The sequence below is a fragment of the Chryseobacterium formosum genome, from assembly GCF_026460885.1.
In the GTDB taxonomy this organism is placed as follows: Bacteria; Bacteroidota; Bacteroidia; order Flavobacteriales; family Weeksellaceae; genus Chryseobacterium; species Chryseobacterium formosus.
Genome location: NZ_JAOVZW010000013.1, coordinates 34,828 through 49,756 on the forward strand (window position 1 = coordinate 34,828; position 14,929 = coordinate 49,756).

The following is a 14,929-nucleotide window of genomic DNA, read 5'->3' on the forward strand; positions in this document are numbered from 1 at the left end:
TTATAATCTGTGTTGATAGGATTTGCAGCCTATTCCTTTAGAAAGTTGTTCCGTTGGGACTTTTAAATTTACTTATTAATGCTTTTATTTTTTCTAAATCCTTAATTCCCGGTTCTATTTCAAATTTTGAGTTGACATCCAGTGAAAAAGGTTGTTGTTTAATGATTGATATTTGATGGAAGTTTTCTAAAGAAATTCCACCACTGAGGAAATAGGGAATTGGGATTTCCATTTCATTTAAAATATTCCAGTCGAAGGTTTTTCCGGCTCCGCCGAATGCTTTGCTGTCGGTATCAAATAATAGGTAGTTGATTGGTTTTGGTTGTTGGTTGATGGTTTTTTGTAATTCATTTGATGATTGGTTTCCTATTCTAATTACTTTTATTATTTCAATTTTTGGATTGAGTTTTTGTTTTAATTCTGAAATGAAATGCTCAGTTTCGTCACCATGAAGCTGAATGAAATTTAAATCTGCTTTTTTGGATACTTCAATAATTTTTTCTAAACTTTCATTGACAAAAATTCCAATTTTTCCCTGATGATTAATTTCTGAAATTTGTTCTAAATTCAAATGATTCAAAACATATCTCGGAGATTTTTCATAAAAAATAAACCCTAAAAAATCAATTTTTAATGCCACTAATTCACGAATTTGATGCAGTTGGGTGAGTCCGCAAACTTTGAGTCTTGGTTGGTGAATTTCCGTTGAAGGTAGTTGGTTTTCAGACATTGTTAAATTGATAAACTGTTACATTGTTATATTGAAAGTGAATTCTTTAAATTTATTTCCGGGGTTCTCGTGTTTCATAAAATATTCACCCATTAAAAAACCATCAAAACCTTTTTCTTTTAAATAATTGAAGTCTTCAATATTATAAATTCCACTTTCAGCAACTGATAAAACATCATTTGGAAGTTGATTATTAAGATTTACAGAGTGTTGTAAGTCAACCTTAAAATCTTTTAAGTTTCTATTATTAATTCCAACCAAATCTACTTCTGAATTTAAATGTTTCAATTCTTCTTCTGTATGAATTTCGAGCAAGACTTCTAATCCTAATTTATGGGAAAGTTGAGTGAATTCCTGAACTTGCTGAGGTGAAAGACAGGCTGCAATCAACAAAATAACATCTGCTCCGATACTTTTTGCTTCGTAAAACTGATATTCATCAATCATAAAATCTTTTCTCAAAATCGGAATGTTGATGTGTTTTCTTACGCTTAAAATATCCTCAAAACTCCCTCCAAAAAAATCTTTATCCGTTAAAATAGAAACTGCGCTTGCTCCGAAGTTTTCGTATGCGGAAGCAACATCCAAAGGAGAAACTTTATCATTGATAATTCCTTTTGACGGAGATTTCCTTTTAAATTCTGCAATTATTCCAGATTTTGATTTTACAGTTTCCTTTAGTGAAATGGTTTTTCTTTCAAAAAATTCAGAATCTTTTAATTGTTGTAGAGAAATTTTTGATTTTGAATCTGAGATTTCTCGTTTTTTTGTTTGTATGATTTTGTCAAGAATTGTCATTACATTTAATTTTTACTTCTCAATCTGTCATTTCGAACGCAATGAAATGAAGTGAGAAATCTATTTTTTATTATTTTACTCTTTTTGTTGGAACGGTAGAAATTATAATTTTTAACTTGTATTAGTCAATCAAATCATTTAAAAAGTCCCAATTCTGATTAAAAGCAATAATTAATTTTTCTTTTTTCATTCTTGAATATCCTTTAATTTGTTTTTCTCTTGCAATTGCCAATTCTACATCTTGAAAATGCTCATAATAAACTAAATAAAAGCATTTGTATTTTGTTGTAAAATGTAATTTATCTCCTTGTGTAGGATTTTTGTGTTGATGTAGTCTAATTTTTAAATCGTTAGTAACTCCGGCATAGAGAACGTTTTTATTATAATTTGTTAAGATGTAAACGTAATAATTATGTGTTCCTAAAGTTTTCATTTGTGTATGTTTTTAGATTCTTCACTTCACTGCGTTTCGTTCTGAATGACAATAGGGAAGATAGTTTATTATCTAACTTAATAATAACTTCAAACTATTCAATGCTTTTCCACCAAACAAACTTTCTTTCGCTGAACTTAAGCAATCCGCGTAATTACCAAATTTATTTGTATGATGTAAAGCAACAGCAGCATTTGCCAAAACCACTGAATTTTGTGATTCTGTGCCTATTCCTTCCAAAATGTTTCTGAAAATTTGTGCGGTTTCTTCAGGCGTTTTTCCAGCTTTTATATTTTCTGCATCAATTGATTTAAAACCTAAATCTTGCGCCGAATAAATATTTTCTCCGCTCTTGGTAATGATTTTACTGTCACTCGTAAGACTTATTTCGTCGTGACCATCCATTCCGTGGACTAAAACGAAATCTCTGTTTTCTTTTTGTAGTAGATATTGATAAATTCTGGCAATCTCAAGATTGTAAACACCAATCACAGAAAATTGAGGTTTTGCAGGATTCACCAACGGACCGAGAAGATTGAAAAAAGTTCGTAAACCTAAAGATTTTCTCAATGCCACAACAGATTGCAACGCTGGATGAAAATAAGGAGCGTGCAGAAAACATATGTTTGCCTTTTCTAAATCTTCGTTAAGCTCTTCCGAAGTTTTTTTGAATTGATAGCCTAAAGCTTCCATCACGTTAGATGAACCTGTGATTGTTGAAGCTCCGTAATTTCCGTGTTTCGCTACTTTTTGTCCGGTTCCTGCAACGACGAAACTTGCTAAAGTGGAAATGTTAATGGTGTTTTTGCCGTCGCCTCCTGTTCCAACAATATCAATTGTGTCATTGGTATTTAAAAATACAGGAACAGCCATTTGCAGCAAAGCTTCTTTGAAACCTTTGAGCTCATCTAACGTGATATTTCGCATCAGAAAAATGCTGATAAATGCAGTGACTTCCGTGTCATTAAATTTACTTTGAGCAATCTCAATCATAATCGCTTTCGCTTCCGATTTTGATAAGGTATGATGATTGAAGAGGTATTGTAGGATTTCTTTCATGTTGGTAATTGTTGTTGGTTGTTAGTATTTGGTTGTTGGTTTTATAGCAGTTTAAATTATTCTATTAACTTTCAATCAAAACCTATCAACCAAGTAAAAAATTCTTAATAATCGTTTCGCCATCGGGTGTTAAAATACTTTCCGGATGATATTGTACGCCGTGAACATCATAAGTTTTATGTTTCAAACTCATAATCATTCCTTTGCTATCGGTACTCGTAATTTCCAATTCTTTAGGGAAATTTTCAGGATTAACTGCCCAACTGTGATATCTTCCGACCTCCAAAGTCTGTGGTAAATCTTTGAAAATTTTATGTTCACTGGTTTGGATAGCTTCCGTTGCAACACCATGATAAATTTCGCTAAGGTTGATTAAATTTCCTCCAAAAGCTTCGGCAATCGCCTGTTGACCAAGGCAAACTCCTAAAATACTTTTTGTTGGAGCATACTTTTTAATTAAATCCAATAAAATTCCGGCTTCTTCTGGAATTCCAGGTCCAGGAGAGAGGATGATTTTATCGTATTTCTCGATTTCTTCAAGCGAAATTTGGTCGTTTCTGATAACATCTACTTTTTGATTCAGAATTCTTTCGATGATTTGAACCAAATTATAAGTGAAGCTATCGTAGTTATCGAAGACTAATATTTTGGTTGTTGGTTGTTGGTTGATGGTTGATGGTATATTTGTCATTTTATTTTTTTTCTGTAATAATTAATAAATCCGTTCAATAACTTTTTGCAAAGTATTATATGGTTCAAAATAGTAGCAAGTTTCTCATCATTTATAAACTCTAAATCGGATGATAGATAAATCTGTGATTCCAATTCATAAAGAGAACCTCTTGCAATAAAAAGAAAATGAATTGTATCTTTTGATGTGTTTCTACCACAACCTTCCGCAATATTTGAAGGAACTGAAACAGCACATCTTCTAATTTGATTTGTCAATCCAAAAATCTCTTCTTTTGGATAATTTTTTGTCGTATCGTAAACAAGTTTTGTAAGTTTTCTTGCTTCCATCCATACTTCTAAATCTTTATATTCCATGTTTATGTTTTTAAAAAATCTATCAACTAAAAACGATCAACCAACAATAATCTTCTCTGCTTTTTCCACTGCTTTTTTCAAGGCATTGAGTTTATTATTCACTTCTTGTAGCTCACTTTCAGGATTCGATTTTGCAACCAATCCAGCTCCGGCTTGATAAAATAAAGTATTGTTTTTGCTTAAAAAAGTACGAATCATAATTGCTTGGTTGCATTCGCCATTCAGACCGACCATTCCGATACAACCACCGTAATAACCTCGGGAATCTTTTTCGTATTCATTGATTAATTGTAAAGCTCTATGTTTTGGCGCTCCGCTTAAAGTTCCTTGAGGAAATGTTGTAGCAACCATTTCAAATGGATTGGTATTTTCTTCCAATTCTGCCGTCACCTCACTGACCATGTGAATAACGTGAGAAAAAAGTTGAATTTCTTTTAGTTTAGTGACCGTTACATTTTTGCCTAATTTTCCTAAATCATTTCTTGCCAAATCGACCAACATGGTATGTTCGGCGTTTTCTTTCGGATCATTTTTTAAGGATTTGATAGACTGTAAATCGGTTTCAAAATCACCGGTTCTTTTGAAAGTTCCTGCAATTGGATGAATTATAGCTTTGTTGTCTTTAATAATAAGCTGACTTTCAGGACTTGAACCGAATAATTTGTAATTTCCATAATCAAAGTAGAAAAGATAAGGTGATGGGTTGATATTTCGCAAAGCTCGATACACATTAAATTCATCTCCCTGAAATTTTTGCTCGAACCTTCTGCTTAAAACTAGCTGAAAAACATCGCCTCTCATACAGTGTTTTTGCGCAATTTCAACCAATTTTAAATATTCTTCATCGGTAATGTTGGAAGTTTCTTCAGCCGTTTTTTCAAATGGATAAACAACCGCATTTTTATTTTTAATTAAATCTTCCAAAGTTCTGAATTCTGATTTTACGCCTTCAATTTGATTTTCAATGAAGTGCATCTCATCATTAAAATGATTAATGGCAATCACATATTGATAGAGTCTGTAACGCAAAATTGGGATTTCAACTTCTTTGCTTTGAGGTTTAAATTTAACATCTTCAAAAAACTGAACTGCTTCAAAACTTGTATATCCAAAAAGAGATTGCGCTGTTTCTTCGATTTTGTCATGAGTTTTCTCGCATTCGAAAGTTTTAGAAAAATTATTCAATAATTCTGGAATATTTTCATTTTCCAAAGACTTTTTTTCTGGGTTTTGGTTCGGAAGTTTAACTTCAAATTCATGTAAATTTTTAATTTCAATTCCTGCAATTGCATTAATCGCAATGAATGAAAAATTGTTGTCAATATTCTTAGAATCGGAACTTTCCAAAAGAATTGTATCTCGGAATTTGTCTCTAATTTGTAAATAAATATTCATTGGGGTTTGTAAATCGCCCAATGTTTTTTTAGATTTTGTTTTAATTTTTATAATGGAATTTGACATTTTTTTAATTTTTTTGAGATTTAGACATAAAAAAAGACTTCAACGCAATCGTCAAAGTCTCTGTATATTTTTCTATAAATTCCGGCTGTAAATTAACAACAAGACAATAGCTTCAGACCCGACGAAGAGTTTGAATGCCACCACCAATTTTTGTTGTTTGAAATAATCATGGGACAAATGTAGAAATTTTTTTAATACCGAAAACAAAAAATTTAAAAAAGCTGAAAATTTGTTTTTATTTCTCTGGAATCAATTTAAATATGATTTATAATAGCCTTAAGTCTCCTCATTAGAACTTTATTTTTTATATTTTTGTGACCAAATTAGAAAAAAATGAAAAAAGTATTAGTAATCGTATTCTTGGGAAGTTTAGTAGCAGTTGGCTGTTCAAAAAAGGCTGACAAATCATTACAAGACAGCAATATTATGTTGGAAGAACCAGCGGCTACAGTTGTACCAGCAGATTCAACTAAAAAAGACTCTACACCAGCTCCGGCTGCAACTCCTGCACCTGCAACAACAGATTCTACGGCAACAAAATAATGAAAAAACTGTTTTTGACAGGAGTTTTAGGCTTGCTTATTATTTCCTGTTCCAAAAAAGAAAACTCAGAAGCTACATCAACAGATTCTACCGATATTTCGACTCCTGTTAATACCAATATTTCAGGAAAAGATTTAATAGAAGCATCTGACTGTATGGCTTGTCATAATATTGATGAAAGATTGATAGGGCCTTCTTATAAAGAAATTGCTGCTAAATATTCTGAAAAAGATCTTGAAATTTTGGCTTCAAAAATCATTGAAGGCGGAAGTGGCAATTGGGGAAGTGTTCCGATGCAGCCCCATCCACAAATTTCAAAAGAAGACACCAAAAAAATGGTGGAATATATCCTTAAACAGAAGGAATAAATGTCTTCACAAAAATCAACTCTGCACCCAAGAAATTTACATCGGAATTCTTACGATTTTGACTCGTTAATTTCTTGTGTGCCGGAATTGAAACATTACGTTTTCAAAAACGATTACGATACGTTAACAATCAATTTCAGTCTTCCGCAAGCTGTAAAATTACTCAACAAAGCATTGCTTCTGAAATATTACGAGGTCAAAAACTGGGATATTCCCGAAGGTAATCTTTGTCCGCCAATTCCCGGTCGTGCAGATTATGTTCATTATTTGGCAGACTTATTAGCGGAAGAAAATGGTCAAATTCCAAAAGAAAATTCAGTAAAAGGTTTAGATATCGGAACCGGGGCTAATTTGGTTTATCCACTGATTGCTCATCAATCTTACGGCTGGAAATTTGTCGGAACAGACATTAATCCCAATTCTTTAGATAATGCGCAAAAAATTTTAGAACAAAATCCAAACTTATCAGAAAGCATTCAATTAAAACTTCAGCCTGATTCGGATTTTATTTTTAAAAATATAATTTCTCCTGAAGATAAATTCAGCTTCTCAATGTGCAATCCGCCTTTCCACGAATCTGAGGCAGATGCAATGCTCGGAAATCGCAGGAAAAACAACAATCTTCGGAAAAAAAAAGTTCAAAATCCAAAACTTAATTTCGGAGGTCAACATTCCGAATTGTGGTGCGAAGGTGGTGAATTGGAGTTCATCCGAAAGATGATTGATGAAAGTGTTTTGTTTTCTTCACAGGTTCTGTGGTTTACAAGTTTGGTTTCCAAAAAAGACAATCTGCATCAGTTGATTACCCGTTTGAAAAACAACAATGCTATCGATATCAAAACAATTGAAATGGCTCAAGGTCAGAAAATTAGTAGAATTTTAGCTTGGACATTTATTCCAATAGAAAACCGGAAATATTGGTTTTAATTGTTGAATAATTTTTATTAGGGCAGCTTTATCCGCCTTCCACTCCCAATCTTTTGTTCGTCGTACCTCCTCACAAAAGGATTTCCGTTCAAGTCGGGCTGCGGTTTTGTAGCAATTTACACGATTTTTACCCAAAACTGTACGATTCAATTCTGTGAAATTGAATATCAAAATCATCAATCTTCAATCCAATATAAAACTTTTGTGACTTTTTTGGTTAAAACAAAATTCAAGTTTCATAAACGTTTAAAATTCACTATTTTTGCATTTCGAAAAAATTGAATTATAATGCAATTATCAGAACAGGAAATTATTAGAAGAGAAAAGCTGACTAAGCTTGTTGAAATGGGAATCAACGCATTCCCTGCAGAAGAATACACGGTTACAGATACTACAGAATCTATAAAACAGAATTTTTCTGAAAGTAAACAGGTGAAGATTGCGGGCAGATTGATGTCCCGCCGTATTCAGGGGAAGGCTTCTTTTGCTGAATTGCAGGATTCTACAGGAAGAATTCAGGTTTATTTCAATCGTGACGAAATCTGTACCGGAGAAGATAAAACTTTATACAACGACGTTTACAAACACCTTTTAGACATCGGTGATATCATCGGTATTGAAGGAGATTTATTCACGACTCAGGTTGGTGAAAAAACGGTTTTGGTGAAAAACTTTACCCTTTTAACTAAAGCTTTAAGACCGCTTCCTCAAGCAAAAACCGACGAAAATGGAGTGGTGCACGATGCATTCAACGATGCAGAATTAAGATACAGACAGCGTTATGTAGATTTAACAGTAAATCCTCATGTGAAAGAAATTTTTGTGAAAAGAACGAAATTGTTCAATGCCATGAGAACTTTCTTCAATGATGCAGGATATTTTGAAGTGGAAACTCCGATTTTGCAGTCGATTCCTGGTGGAGCTGCGGCAAGACCTTTTATGACGCATCATAACGCTTTAGATATTCCTTTATATTTAAGAATTGCCAACGAATTGTACTTGAAAAGATTGATTGTTGGTGGTTTTGACGGTGTTTACGAATTTTCAAAAAACTTCAGAAATGAAGGGATGGACAGAACTCATAATCCGGAATTTACCGCAATGGAAATCTATGTTGCTTACAAAGATTACAATTGGATGATGGATTTCACTGAGAAATTATTGGAATTCTGTGCAACTTCTGTAAACGGAGCTTCAGAATCTACTTTTGGGGAGCACACCATTAGCTGGAAAGCGCCTTATCCAAGAGTTTCTATGACCGAAGCTATCATAAAATATACAGGTTTTGATATTACAGGAAAATCAGAACAAGAATTGTTTGATTTTGCAAAATCTATCGGAATCGAAGTGAACGAAACGATGGGTAAAGGGAAGTTAATCGACGAAATTTTTGGTGAAAAATGTGAAGGAAACTTCATTCAGCCGACTTTCATTACCGATTATCCTATTGAAATGTCGCCTTTGACTAAAAAACACAGAAGTCAGGAAGGTTTGACGGAGCGTTTTGAATTAATGGTTTGCGGAAAAGAAATCGCAAATGCTTATTCAGAATTAAATGACCCGATTGACCAGAGAGAACGTTTTGAAGAGCAGTTGAAATTATCTGAAAAAGGTGATGATGAAGCAACCGGATTTATCGATGAAGATTTCTTAAGAGCCTTAGAATATGGAATGCCGCCAACTTCTGGCTTAGGAATCGGAATGGATAGATTAATTATGTTTTTAACAAATAATCCGTCAATTCAGGAAGTATTATTCTTCCCTCAGATGAAGCCGGAAAAAACAACTCCACAAATAGAGCTGGGAGAAGACGAGCATTTGATTCTTGATATTTTGAAATCTGGTGAGCAAATTGCTTTAGCTGAAGTGAAAACTTTAAGCAAATTATCCGGAAAAAAATGGGATAAAGCTTCTAAAACTTTAACCAAAGGAAACTTGGTGAAAGTTGAGAAAATTGATGACAATGTTTTGATGAAATTGGTTTAACTAATTCTCTCAAAAATAATTTATAGAAGAAATCCTGAAATTTTTCAGGATTTTCTTATTTAAATAGCAATAAATTTGCATTTTTCCGTTGTAAATAAAACTCAAATTCTCATGAAATATTTTCTTTTATTCTTGTTGATTTCAGGAGGATTAAACGCGCAGACATTAACTTCAATTTATTTTACAAACAACAGTTCCGAATTAAGGAAAGAATCCAAAATAAAACTCGACAGTTTAGCTCAATTAAAATCAAAATTGACTTTCAGAATTTTCGGTAATGCAAATCCTTTAGGAAATGAAACTTTAAATAAAAGTTTATCTGAAAACCGAGCAAAAAATGTCACGAATTATTTGAAAAACAAAATAAGTGAAAATATTAATTTGGCGAGTTCTGTAGGATTAGGAATTACAAAACAGATTAATGATAATAGTTCTGAAAGTTTATTAGCTAAAAACAGGAGAGTTGATATTTTTATTGAAAGATTCTTTGATAAAGGTGAAAAGATTTCCAGAAGCGAATATCCTAGTTTTTTTGATGTAAAAATTGCTCAGATGAAAGTGAAAGATACTTTTTCTTTACCCAACGTAAACTTTATCGGTGGTCGTCATGCTTGGCTCTCAAAAGGTACTCCCAAACTGTTTATGCTTTTTGAAATTTTAAAGAAAAATCCGACACTTGAAGTTGAACTTCAGGGACACATTTGCTGCGATTATGAAAATTTTGATGGGGAAGATTTAGATTTAAAAACATTTAATCTATCTTTTACCAGAGCCAATGCGATCCGAAATTTTTTAATTACAATGGGAATAGAACCGAATCGCATCAAGGCGGAAGGTTTAGGGCATCTCAATCCTGTTGTTTACCCTGAAGTTACAGAGGGAGATATGAGTAAAAATCGACGTGTAGAAATTGTTTTAACTAAAAAATAAATTCTTCATGCCTTGTTTTTAGCTTTTGTAAATGAAAACATCAGATAAAATAAAAACGGTAAAATAAACAGAGAACCAAGAATTAAAGCCCATCCCAAAGCCGAAATTGTTTTCGGAGCAGCGATATGTTTTAATAAAGAAAGATGTTGCCCGTTTCCTAACAGAATAATGTCTGGATTGTGTTGGTAAGTTGCTGCCACTAAAATCATAATGATTTGAAATCCTGCTAAAGCTCGAACTGGCAATAATTTTTTGTTGTGCATGGCTCTTAAAATTAAACCTAAAGCAACTGTTGCAAATGCAATTGACATTACGCCTAAAGGTTTTGAAAATATCCATTTTGTTAAAGGAATATCTGAAAAATGAGCTGCTAAAAACACCAATAATCCCGTAATCACTACAAAAATCATTGTTTGATGTGACTTTTTGATCATTAAATTTAATTCCAATCGGTCGTTTGTTTCTTTCAAAGAAAAAATGGAAGCCAGATAAGCGCAAAGTGAGACTACAAAAAGTCCAACTGCCACTCCGAACCAATTGAGCCAACTGAAAATATATAAATCTAAAAAGGTTTTTGCATCCGGATTGATCGATTGTGAAATTGTTGCAGCTGCAATTAAACCTAAGAAAAATGGAGTCAATAAGCTTGCGTAATAGAATATTTGAGTATATAAAACCTGCCAATTGTCTTTTACTGCATCATAATGTCTGAAAGTAAAGGCGGTTCCTCTTGCAATAATTCCTAAAAGCATTAAAACCAAAGGAATATGAAGATATGTTGAAAGGGTAGTGTAAATTTCAGGGAAACCTACGAAAAGAATTACTATCGCAATAATCAGCCACATATGATTTGCTTCCCAAACCGGTGCGATTGATTCGTACATTATTTTTTCGGTGTGTTTTCTTGCCTTCTTTTTAGACATCAATTCTACAATTCCGGCTCCAAAATCTGCTCCGCCCAAAATCACATAAAGACAAACGGAAAGCCATAGAAAACCAATTACAACGTAAATCATGATTTTTTGTTTTTAGTGTTAAACTGCGCATCGGTCGGGTCATACAATCTCGGAACCATCTGAATCTGTCTTCTTAAAAGGAAAATGATAATTAATGATAAAGAAACAAAAATCGCCGTAAAAAAGTAAAACGAATACTGAATTCCTGGCATTGGCGTTACAGCATCGGCGGTTCGCATTATTCCGTAAATAATCCATGGTTGTCTTCCGACTTCAGTGACCGTCCAGCCTGCTTCCAAGGCAATATATCCGAAAGGTGTAGCAAATAAAAATGTTTTTAAAAGCCAGTTTTTGTTCAGCCATTCTTTTTTGAAAAAAGTTGCATATAAATAAACGATACCGATTGTAATCATGACAACACCAAAGAAAATCATAATCTGAAAAGCATAATGCACAACGGCAACCGGTGGCCATTCGTCTTTTGGAAAATCATTTAAACCTTTAATCTCTGCGTTAAAATCGTTCGTTGCTAAAAAACTTAAAACTTTTGGGATTTTTAAAGCGTAATTGATTTCTCCTTTTTCTTCATTAGGAACTCCACCAATCACAAAAGCAGCACCTTTTTCTGTTTCAAAATGAGCTTCCATTGCTGCTAATTTGATGGGCTGTCTTTCAGCAACAGATTTTGCAGCAACATCTCCGCTTAAAGGTGCTCCGAAAGCTCCAATCATTGCAAAACCTGCCGCAATTCTAAACGCTTTGGTGTGAAATTCAACATTCTTTTTTCTCATTATTAAAAAAGCATGAACTCCCGCAACTGCAAATCCTGTCGCACAAAAAGCAGCAACTGTCATGTGTAAAGCCTGTGGAAACCAAGCATCATTGAACATTGCTTTTATAGGATCGATATTTACGTATTGTCCGTTAATGTAATCAAATCCGGTAGGAGAATTCATCCATGCATTGGCTGCGACAACTAAAATCCCTGATGCCAAACCGCTTAAACCAACTAAAAATCCGCAAAACCAATGGAACCATTTATTAAATTTATCCCAACCATAAAGGAAAAATCCAATAGCAATAGCTTCAATAAAAAAAGCGGTTCCTTCAAGAGAAAACGGCATTCCGAAAATGGGTCCTGCATGTTTCATAAATCCAGGCCAAAGCAATCCCAATTCAAATGAAAGCATCGTCCCTGAAACTGCTCCGGTTGCAAAAAGAATCGCAACTCCTTTGCTCCAGGCTTTTGTGAGACCTTTATAAATTTCGTTTCTGGTTTTGAGGTATTTCCAGTGTGCGAATGCCATGAGAAAAGGCATTACCATTCCGACGCACGCAAAGATGATGTGAAAACCCAAAGAGAGCGCCATCTGTGCACGAGCTGCCATGAAATCGTCCATAATATCAATTTTTCAGTTTAAAGTTACGGATAAATTAAAGGCGAAGAATATGATTTAAAACATTAGAAATAATTCAAAAATCTGCTTTAACTTTATTCTTTTTATGTTCTAAATATTGACTCTGTTTTAAGTATAAATTCAGAGATTTTTAGAGGTTTTTAACTTTCATAATTCGAAAAAAATCACGATATTTGTAAGTCTTTGCAATTAGCAAGATTTTAATATTTTATATGAGTCAAAAACAATATACAGCTAGTAGTATCCAGGCATTAGAAGGCATGGAGCACGTTCGATTAAGACCATCTATGTACATTGGTGATGTAGGAGTGAGAGGTCTTCATCATTTGGTTTATGAAGTAGTCGATAACTCTATTGATGAGGCATTGGCGGGACATTGTGATACTATTTTAGTTACGATACATAAAGGAGAGAGTATCTCTGTAAAAGATAATGGTAGAGGAATTCCTGTAGATTTTCACGAAAAGGAACAAAAATCTGCTCTTGAGGTTGTGATGACCAAAATCGGTGCGGGAGGTAAGTTTGATAAGGATTCTTACAAAGTTTCAGGAGGTCTTCACGGTGTTGGGGTTTCTTGCGTGAATGCACTTTCTACATTATTGGTTGCGACAGTAAGCCGTGACGGTAAATTATACCAGCAAAAATATTCTGAAGGTAAAGCTTTGGCAGATGTTGCTGAAATAGGTACTACAGACGAAAGAGGAACTGAAGTTTTCTTCCAACCGGATGGAACTATTTTTCAGGAATTAGTTTATAATTACGATACTCTTGCAGCGAGAATGCGTGAATTGTCTTTCTTAAATAAAGGAATTACAATTACTCTTGTTGATGAAAGAGAAGAAAATGAAGACGGATCTTTCGCTTTTGAAGTATTTCATTCTGAAGGTGGGCTGAAAGAATTTGTAGAATTCATCGACGGTAACCGTGAAGCAATCATGGAAAACGTAATTTTCATGGAAGGAGAGAGAGAAAATATTCCTATTGAAGTTGCAATGCGTTACAATACTTCATTCAGTGAAAATCTTCATTCTTACGTTAATAATATAAACACTCACGAAGGTGGAACTCACTTGGCTGGTTTCAGACGTGCTTTAACAAGAACGTTGAAAAAATATGCTGATGATTTAGGAATTCCTGCTAAAGAAAAAGTAGAAATTACTGGAGATGACTTCCGTGAAGGTTTAACGGCTGTAATTTCGGTAAAAGTAATGGAGCCTCAATTTGAAGGACAGACTAAAACGAAATTAGGTAACTCTGAAGTTTCCGGAGCTGTAGATAAGATTGTAGGTGAAATGCTTACAAACTTTTTAGAAGAAAATCCAAACGAAGCTAAAATTATCGTTCAGAAAGTTGTTTTAGCTGCAAAAGCAAGACAGGCTGCGAAGAAAGCTCGTGAAATGGTTCAGAGAAAATCTCCAATGGGAGGTTCTGGTTTACCTGGGAAATTATCTGACTGTTCATCAAAAGATCCTGCAGAATCTGAATTGTTCTTAGTCGAGGGAGATTCGGCAGGGGGAACTGCAAAGCAGGGGAGAGACAGACATTTCCAGGCGATTCTTCCGTTGAGAGGTAAGATTTTGAATGTTGAGAAATCTATGCTTCATAAAGTTTACGATAACGAAGAGATTAAAAATATTTACACGGCACTTGGAGTTTCTGTAGGAACTGAAGAAGACAGTAAAGCTTTGAACTTAACTAAATTAAGATATCATAAAGTAGTAATCATGACCGATGCCGATATTGACGGTTCTCACATTTCTACTTTGATTCTTACTTTCTTCTTTAGATTCATGAAAGAAATGATTGAAAACGGATATATTTATATTGCACAACCTCCTCTATATTTATTAAAGAAAGGAAACAAGAAAATATATGCTTATAACGAAAAAGAGCGTGAAGAAATTACTTTAGAAATGTCTCCGGACGGAAAAGGTGTTGAGGTTCAGCGTTATAAAGGTCTTGGGGAAATGAATCCTGAACAGCTTTGGGAAACAACTTTAAATCCTGAGCACAGAATTTTGAAGCAGGTAACTATCGACAATGCAGTAGAAGCAGATTCTGTTTTTTCAATGTTGATGGGAGATGAGGTTCCACCAAGAAGAGAATTTATCGAGAAAAATGCAAAATATGCGAAGATTGATGTATAATTAATCTCTCTAAATATATTTAAAAGACTCCATTATTCTATGGAGTCTTTTTTTTACCTAATAAATCTCAGGATAATGAAAATTAATTAACATTTTATTAAGATTTTTTTTATTTTTGAGGAAAAT

At 33.7% G+C, this 14,929-nt stretch carries 15 protein-coding genes; 6 read left to right on the plus strand and 9 right to left on the minus strand.

Going from position 1 to position 14,929, the window contains the following annotated elements; genetic code table 11:
- Nucleotides 1-37 precede the first annotated feature (37 nt).
- From OF897_RS10720 to OF897_RS10750, 7 genes are all read right to left on the minus strand, one after another.
- Nucleotides 38-730 (minus strand): phosphoribosylanthranilate isomerase, encoded by a 693-nt coding sequence (locus OF897_RS10720; RefSeq protein ID WP_267265681.1) that lies wholly within the window; start codon nt 728-730, stop codon nt 38-40.
- An 18-nt stretch (nt 731-748) separates the two neighbouring features.
- Entirely contained in the window at nt 749-1,528 is a 780-nt protein-coding gene (gene trpC / locus OF897_RS10725; protein WP_267265682.1) for an indole-3-glycerol phosphate synthase TrpC, read from the minus strand.
- Between the two features lie 121 nt (nt 1,529-1,649).
- A complete protein-coding gene (locus OF897_RS10730) occupies nt 1,650-1,961 on the minus strand; it encodes a GIY-YIG nuclease family protein (protein ID WP_267265683.1) in 312 nt (103 codons plus the stop codon).
- A gap of 72 nt (nt 1,962-2,033) precedes the next feature.
- Nucleotides 2,034-3,020 (minus strand): anthranilate phosphoribosyltransferase, encoded by a 987-nt coding sequence (gene trpD / locus OF897_RS10735; RefSeq protein WP_267265684.1) that lies wholly within the window; start codon nt 3,018-3,020, stop codon nt 2,034-2,036.
- A gap of 85 nt (nt 3,021-3,105) precedes the next feature.
- Nucleotides 3,106-3,711 carry an anthranilate synthase component II gene (locus tag OF897_RS10740; protein WP_267265685.1) on the minus strand — a complete coding sequence of 202 codons (606 nt, stop codon included), beginning with the start codon at nt 3,709-3,711 and terminating at the stop codon, nt 3,106-3,108.
- Nucleotides 3,708-4,067, minus strand: a complete 360-nt coding sequence (locus OF897_RS10745) for a four helix bundle protein (protein WP_267265686.1) — start codon at nt 4,065-4,067, stop codon at nt 3,708-3,710. Before OF897_RS10745 ends, OF897_RS10740 begins: the two co-directional genes overlap by 4 nt.
- Nucleotides 4,068-4,103: 36 nt before the next feature.
- A complete protein-coding gene (locus OF897_RS10750; protein WP_267265687.1) occupies nt 4,104-5,528 on the minus strand; it encodes an anthranilate synthase component I family protein in 1,425 nt (474 codons plus the stop codon).
- 333 nt (nt 5,529-5,861) lie between these two features.
- Here OF897_RS10750 and OF897_RS10755 point away from each other — a divergent pair, with 333 nt between their 5' ends.
- The 5 genes from OF897_RS10755 to OF897_RS10775 all read left to right on the plus strand — a co-directional run bounded on the left by OF897_RS10755 (nt 5,862) and on the right by OF897_RS10775 (nt 10,282).
- Entirely contained in the window at nt 5,862-6,071 is a 210-nt protein-coding gene (locus tag OF897_RS10755) for a hypothetical protein (protein ID WP_267265688.1), read from the plus strand.
- Nucleotides 6,071-6,439 (plus strand): c-type cytochrome, encoded by a 369-nt coding sequence (locus OF897_RS10760; protein WP_267265689.1) that lies wholly within the window; start codon nt 6,071-6,073, stop codon nt 6,437-6,439. Before OF897_RS10755 ends, OF897_RS10760 begins: the two co-directional genes overlap by 1 nt.
- Nucleotides 6,440-7,366 carry a 23S rRNA (adenine(1618)-N(6))-methyltransferase RlmF gene (gene rlmF / locus OF897_RS10765; RefSeq protein ID WP_267265690.1) on the plus strand — a complete coding sequence of 309 codons (927 nt, stop codon included), beginning with the start codon at nt 6,440-6,442 and terminating at the stop codon, nt 7,364-7,366.
- 288 nt (nt 7,367-7,654) lie between these two features.
- Nucleotides 7,655-9,352, plus strand: coding sequence for a lysine--tRNA ligase (gene lysS / locus OF897_RS10770; protein WP_267265691.1), 1,698 nt, complete (start codon nt 7,655-7,657; stop codon nt 9,350-9,352).
- Nucleotides 9,353-9,463: 111 nt separating this feature from the next.
- A complete protein-coding gene (locus OF897_RS10775; protein WP_267265692.1) occupies nt 9,464-10,282 on the plus strand; it encodes an OmpA family protein in 819 nt (272 codons plus the stop codon).
- 5 nt (nt 10,283-10,287) lie between these two features.
- Here the strand turns inward: OF897_RS10775 and OF897_RS10780 are convergent, their stop codons facing one another.
- Both OF897_RS10780 and OF897_RS10785 read right to left on the minus strand, forming a co-directional pair.
- Nucleotides 10,288-11,298, minus strand: a complete 1,011-nt coding sequence (locus tag OF897_RS10780; RefSeq protein ID WP_267265693.1) for a cytochrome d ubiquinol oxidase subunit II — start codon at nt 11,296-11,298, stop codon at nt 10,288-10,290.
- Entirely contained in the window at nt 11,295-12,638 is a 1,344-nt protein-coding gene (locus tag OF897_RS10785; RefSeq protein ID WP_267265694.1) for a cytochrome ubiquinol oxidase subunit I, read from the minus strand. The genes OF897_RS10780 and OF897_RS10785 overlap by 4 nt, the downstream gene beginning before the upstream one ends.
- A 230-nt stretch (nt 12,639-12,868) precedes the next feature.
- Between OF897_RS10785 and gyrB the strand changes: the two genes are divergently transcribed.
- A complete protein-coding gene (gene gyrB, locus OF897_RS10790; protein WP_267265695.1) occupies nt 12,869-14,803 on the plus strand; it encodes a DNA topoisomerase (ATP-hydrolyzing) subunit B in 1,935 nt (644 codons plus the stop codon).
- The last annotated feature ends 126 nt before the right edge of the window (nt 14,804-14,929 follow it).